The sequence below is a fragment of the Helicobacter cetorum genome (genome assembly GCF_900198405.1).
GTDB classification, from domain to species: domain Bacteria; phylum Campylobacterota; class Campylobacteria; order Campylobacterales; family Helicobacteraceae; genus Helicobacter; species Helicobacter cetorum_C.
On the sequence record NZ_FZMR01000022.1, the window covers coordinates 25,540 to 32,134 of the forward strand.

The window sequence follows — 6,595 nt, forward strand, 5'->3', positions numbered from 1 at the left end:
CTTAGAATTGCTTTTTATTCACATCTTCTAAAATATCGCTGGCAACTTTATCAATATCATTACCCACTTCTAGCGAATCACTAGCAATTTTTAAGTTACCCTCAGTAACTTGTCTTAAGGCATCAATAGAGCTATTGATTTCTTCTACGCCTTTAACTTGAGTTTTAATGCTCTCGCTTGTATCTGAAATGCTTTGAACTAAAATATTGATATTAGCCTCAATCTCGCTCAAAGATTTTTGCGTTCTTTCAGCAAGTTTTCTCACTTCATCAGCTACCACTGCAAAGCCTCTGCCATGCTCGCCTGCTCGTGCCGCCTCAATAGCTGCATTTAAAGCTAATAAGTTAGTTTGGTCAGCAATATCACGAATAATTTCTACAATACTCTTAATATCTTGTCCTTGCTCAATCATCGCCTCACTTTGACTACTCACGCTTTGGATAGAAGAAGTGATATTTTCTACCACATGCGAAGTTTCCATAAGGCTCGCATGCTGAGAGTTAGAGGCTTTTTCTAAATTCTCTACACATTCTTTTAAATTAGCACTATTAGTGGCTAAGTTTTTCGCAAAGCCAGAAGAAGTTTCTAGCATTTTTTGGATTTCTTGCCCTAAAGCATTAGTTACTAACTCTACTCTACCTTTAGCGTTTTCAATCCTACCTCTAAAATCTAAGCTTGAATAGCTTTCAAAGATTTTGAAAATGCTTGGCATATGTGAGCCTACACTCTCTTGCAAATAATCCATAATGCCATTTAAAGCATCTCTTAATTGAGTCAAATCTGGGCTTGCAGGCTCAGCGTTAATGCGTGCGGTAAAGTTACCACCCTTAACATCTTCTACCACTTTAATGGTATCTTGCACCGCTTGTCTGTCCTCTTGCATAGTCTTTTGAGTTTGCTTGATATTTTTATTGATACTCTCTTGCATACGCCCTAATTCATCGTTGCTAGTAGCCTCTACCAATCTAATATCACTCGCTTTAGCTTGATTATTCAATAGCTTAAAGAAATTAGACAAAGTGTTTGTAACAATCTCTAAGCGTTTGCTTACAATCACACGCATTAAAATCGCAATCGCAATAATCAAAGCAATAATCATAATAACGCTTGCAACAATCACCACAAAACGCACCGAGCTAATCTGTGAATAAACTTTATCTTTTTCCATAGTGAGCGCAACAACCCAATTAAGATTGTCTCTAGAATTACCGGCTTTTTCAAGCAAATTAAACGCCTCTATGCTTAAATAATTTTCCTTATGACTGAAGGGGTCTAAATATTCTACCATGCCCTTAGAGCCATTTTCTTGCACCATTAAGACTTCTTTAACCGCCTCTTTAGCATCTTTGTAAATGTCAGTGATATATTTATCTTGCAAGCTCTTATTAGCGCTCAAAAGCACCTTACCCTTAACGCCAATCAAGTATAAATCGTTACGAGTTTTTGCAATCTCATTCACAAAGCTATCAATAGAAACAAAAATCATTAATACCCCAAGAGCTCGCCTATTTTCATCTAGTAGGGGCATAAGAATATTCACGCCATAGACTTCAGACCCATTAGGCATTTTCTTATAATAGGGCAAACTTCTAGTAAGCTCTTTATCTCGCAAAGCTTTTTGGACTAAAGGATTTTTGCCTAACTCATGGTTTTCTAAGACTTTAACTCCATTAGTATCTTGTAAAAGCATGACGCTTAAATCTTCTCTATCTTTAAAGAACATAGAAATCCCTGCTACATGGCTATTAGCATTGATAAAATTCTTTAAAAGCTTGATTTTAGTTTCTCTTTTAGTGTCATCAGTGAGCATGTTAGCCACGATACCCATGCCGGTGAATACCGTCTGCACGACCCCTTGAACTTCTTTCACCTTAATATGCAAGCTATCTTGCATGGCGTGTAGGGCGTTTTCTTTTAAAATTTCTTTAACCCTACTATTTATGGAAACTCCAAGCAAACACACACAAATGACTACAATAATTGTAGTGCATAAAATAATCTTATTTCCAATCCCTAAATTTTTAAACAAGGCGTATCCTTTCTTAAAAAATCTCAAATAACTCATTTCAGCTATAAAAACATGCTATCACTTATAGAATATCAAATCAACATATAAAAACATATATATATATATTGATTTCAAGCGGATACAAACAATGAAATAAGTTAAAAAACATGGTTATCTTACCTTTTATAAGCTTAAAAACAAAATTCTATTTCTTAAAACACAACCAAAAATGCATGCTTTAGCTTAAATTATTTCCTTTTAGGGTATGCTTATAAAATTTTATTTAGTCAGTTAAGGAAAATTTATGCCCTTTGTCCCCACTCGTTCTAATAAAGTTCAAGAAACAAGCTTTATAGACGCTCTTTTAAACCCAAGCGCTCCAAAAGGAGGGCTTTATACCATAGAAAACCTTAAACCCTTAGATTGGCAACATTGCTTAAGCTGTAGCTACGCTCAGCTTGCAGAGCATGTAATTGAGCGCTTAGAATTAAATGTTCCTATAGACATGCTTAATAACGCCCTTAAACGCTATGAAAATTTTGATAACCCTACTAATCCCTCTCCTATTTTTGCGCTCAATGAAAGGCTTTTTGTCCAAGAGCTTTATCATGGGCCAAGCCTTGCGTTTAAAGATATGGCATTACAACCTTTTGGGAGTTTGCTCTCTAGTTTAGCTGTAGAACAAAACAAACGCTACTTAGTCTTAGCCTCTACAAGCGGAGATACAGGTCCTGCCACTTTAGAAAGTCTAGCGAACATGCCTAATATTTTTGTGGTGTGTCTCTATCCAAAAGATGGCACAAGCTTGGTGCAACAATTACAAATGACCACTCAAAATGCTAAAAACCTTAAAATTTTTGCTATAGAGGGGAATTTTGATGATGCTCAAAACGCTTTAAAAGAGCTTTTAAAAGATGAAGATTTCAAAGAGATTTTAAAAACGCAAAAATTAGAATTAAGCGCGGCTAATTCAGTGAATTTTGGTCGTATTGCTTTTCAAATTGTCTATCATATTTGGGGTTATTTAGAGTTATACAAAAAAGGAGCGATTAGCTCTAAAGAGCCTATTACTTTAGCTATTCCTAGCGGGAATTTTGGGAATGCTTTGGGGGCGTTTTATGCTAAGATGATGGGCTTACCTATCGCTAAGATTAAGGTTGTAACCAATGCTAATGATGTGCTAAAAGAGTTTATAGAAACCGGTTGTTATGACTTGCAATCGCGCTCTTTAATCAAAACTTACTCCCCCGCTATGGATATTTTAAAAAGCTCTAATGTAGAACGCTTGTTATTCGCTCTTTTTGGACATGAACGCACTTATGAATGCATGAAATCTTTAGAGAACTATCAGCAATACACTCTAAGCCCCACCGAATTAGCGCACTTAAGCGAGCATTTTAGCACTGCCTCTTGCTCTGATACAGAATGCTTAAAAACCATTCAAGAAACTTTTGCAGAACACCACTACTTAATTGACCCTCACACCGCTACCGCTCTTTGTGCAAGTCTCTATAGTAAGGAAAAAACGCTCGTTTGCTCCACCGCCTCTTATGAAAAATTTCCAAGCACCACTTTATACGCCCTAACCCAACAGCAAAAAAGCGATAGGGGCGCATTAGAAACGCTTAGATGTTGTTATGACGCTCCCTCTAGCAGACGCCTTGATGATTTGTTTGAAAGAGACATCAAGCACCAAGAAGTCTTAAGACTGCAAGCTATTAAGCCTTCTATACTCTCATGGTTAGAAAGCCTTAATTAGCCCTTTTTAAACAGACTTGCTCACTCTCTAAATGAGTAGATTAAGCCAAATCGCACTATAATACGCCCAATGATTTTCAAACCAATCTTGAACTTTAATCTTAAGGAAATCGCATGAAAAAATTTATTTTCTCTCTTATAGCATTACTACTGCTTTTAAATGGTTGTGCAAGCTATAAAATCACACCTGAAAATGTCAGTTCTTATAACAATGGCATTCAAGTAATGACCTCTACACAAAAAAAATCCAAAGTCCAGCTAGAAATCGCACAAAGCAAATTAAAAGGCGTAAGCGAAGCACCTCTAGTTTTTTATGTAGCCGCTCAAATCTTAGAAGGCAATCCGGTCGTTTTCAATCGCAAGGCGATTTCAGTTAGTATCGCAAAAACCAATTTAGAAGTTTTGAGCTTACGCCAAGTGATGAACTCTAGCTTTGATTTTGAGAGCATTTTACAAAATTTTAATATCACCGTTCCTCAAGCCCCCGTAAATGATGTAAATATTATTGCTCCCCCCATGTATTATTATGGTCAAGGGAGCTTTCTAGCTTATAATGGCATGTATGGAGGCATGGGAATGTATGGGCCGGGCTTAGGCATGATGATGATGGACGATGTAGAAGAACAAGAAGTCATGCAAGAGAGCCGACAAGCCTTAAAAATCCTAGCGATTAACTACCTTAAAAACAATACCCTTAATGTAGAGAGCAAAGCCAGAGGGGGCTTTATAGTTGTAAACACTAAAAATCTTAAGACCGCCGGCACTATTATCGTAAAAGTTTTTTTAGATAATGAAATCCATACTTTTAAGATTGATGTTATCAAAGAGTGAATAAAAAAGCTTAAAAAAGGTGTATATTAAGAAAAAGCATTATAATTGCCCCATGCGTTGTGCTATCGCTTAAGAGAGCAACTAAGGCTAGTCGCTCCGTATTTTAGTGTAGTAATTGTGCGAAGACTACCAACACTAGCAATAACACAAATAGCGTTTTCACTTAGGCTCCTCCTAACGAGGTTGCCTCCCACCCACTACAAACCCCTTTTTCTACATTGAACCATTATTGCACTTAGGAAAAAACCTTGTTAAAAACGCTTGCATAGAGAGACTTAATCATAGCAAAAACAATCAAAAACCCCTAAAAACCATTGCTTAAGGCTTTTCATTAAATCTCTTGCAATTTTTAAGAGTTTAAAACAAGCCAAGCAATAACTTCTTAAAAAAATATTAATACTCCGTTTATACAAGGTTCTAAAAACAAATATTTTTAAAAAACAGAACTAAGATTTTATTTTATTATTATATTACTTTTATACTCATATTGTAAAATAATAATTAGTTATGATGAAATAATTAAAACAATATTAGCATCTAAAATTATTTATAAATAGTTAAAAAAGACTATTTATTTTGTAACTTTTACGCATATTTTTTCAATAAGTATCTAAAATTGATACTATAATACACATTTTATACATAATTTAAACAAATAAATTTCAAATTAATGTAAGTTGTGATAGCATGTTCATAATTTATCAATATTAAGTATTTTAGTAAATTATTGGTAAATTGAAATTGAGTAAAATATTTTTAATAAAAGGAAATTTTGATGAAAAAATTAATGGCAATGAGTTTATTAAGTATGGCAAGTCTTATGGCTGAGTCTAACGGAGCATTCTTAGGAGGTGGATTTCAATATTCTAATTTAGAAAACCAACAAACCAAGCGTTCTGCCGGATTCAATGGCGATACGATGATTGACTTAACTTCACTACAATCCCCCTCTCCAATAGCCCCTCCACAAAATGGCGGCACAAACACAGGTAACACACAAGCAGCAGGCGGTGTAGCTCAACAACAACCTGCTAACCCTTAATCAATTTTAACAAACATATAAGATACATACGATAAAAGGAATTTTTAAAGATGAACATGAAAAAAGTAATTTCAGCGAGTTTAGTTTCTGTGATTGGCTCTGCAATTTTACTAGAGGCGAATAACAATGTGAGAGCGGCCAATAGCTTTGATTTAGAATTAGAAGTTACTGCCCCTAGAAATAACTATGCCCCCCACAGATGGCTACAGCAAGAAAATAATCTAAGTCAATTAAAACAAAAGCTTGAAACAGCAGAGGGCGAATTAACACAAGCTCAAGGAGCTTTAACCACAGCTAACGATGACTTATCCACAGCTAAAGGTAATCTCTATGGAAGTGGTGCAACTTCAGCAGAAAATGCTACAGATGATAGTCCCTACAAACAATTAACCAAAGCACAAGACCAAGTTTATGGTGGTGGTAGTAATACCCTTGATAATCCTAGCGATACTAGTTTAATGGGTAAGCTTGCAAGCGCAAAAGCAACTGAAAGTAGCGCACAAAGTGCTTTAGAAACAGCAAAAAGTGATGTATCCACAGCTAAAGGTAATCTCTATGGAAGTGGTGCAACTTCAGCAGAAAATGCTACAGATGATAGTCCCTACAAACAATTAACCAAAGCACAAGACCAAGTTTATGGTGGTGGTAGTAATACCCTTGATAATCCTAGCGATACTAGTTTAATGGGTAAGATTAAAACTGCACAAGGTAATGTAGAAACAGCTAACGATGACTTATCCACAGCTAAAGGTAATCTCTATGGAAGTGGTGCAACTTCAGCAGAAAATGCTACAGATGATAGTCCCTACAAACAATTAACCAAAGCACAAGACCAAGTTTATGGTGGTGGTAGTAATACCCTTGATAATCCTAGCGATACTAGTTTAATGGGTAAGATTAAAACTGCACAAGGTAATGTAGAAACAGCAACCGATGACTTATCCACAGCTACACTG

Annotated in this window: 5 protein-coding genes; 4 read left to right on the plus strand and 1 reads right to left on the minus strand. The window is 35.7% G+C overall.

Going from position 1 to position 6,595, the window contains the following annotated elements; all coding sequences use genetic code 11:
- Position 1: 1 nt before the first annotated feature.
- Positions 2-2,029, minus strand: a complete 2,028-nt coding sequence (locus C6H25_RS06855; protein ID WP_104748695.1) for a methyl-accepting chemotaxis protein — start codon at positions 2,027-2,029, stop codon at positions 2-4.
- A gap of 283 nt (positions 2,030-2,312) precedes the next feature.
- Between C6H25_RS06855 and thrC the strand changes: the two genes are divergently transcribed.
- The 4 genes from thrC to C6H25_RS06875 all read left to right on the plus strand — a co-directional run.
- Positions 2,313-3,767, plus strand: coding sequence for a threonine synthase (thrC, locus tag C6H25_RS06860; RefSeq protein WP_104748696.1), 1,455 nt, complete (start codon positions 2,313-2,315; stop codon positions 3,765-3,767).
- A gap of 113 nt (positions 3,768-3,880) precedes the next feature.
- Entirely contained in the window at positions 3,881-4,597 is a 717-nt protein-coding gene (locus C6H25_RS06865) for a hypothetical protein (RefSeq protein WP_104748697.1), read from the plus strand.
- 775 nt (positions 4,598-5,372) lie between these two features.
- Complete coding sequence (locus tag C6H25_RS06870; RefSeq protein WP_233707354.1) at positions 5,373-5,639, plus strand: hypothetical protein; 267 nt, start codon at positions 5,373-5,375, stop codon at positions 5,637-5,639.
- A 56-nt stretch (positions 5,640-5,695) separates the two neighbouring features.
- Positions 5,696-6,595, plus strand: a 900-nt coding sequence (locus C6H25_RS06875) for a hypothetical protein (RefSeq protein ID WP_158653899.1), incomplete at its 3' end; no start/stop codon positions are given.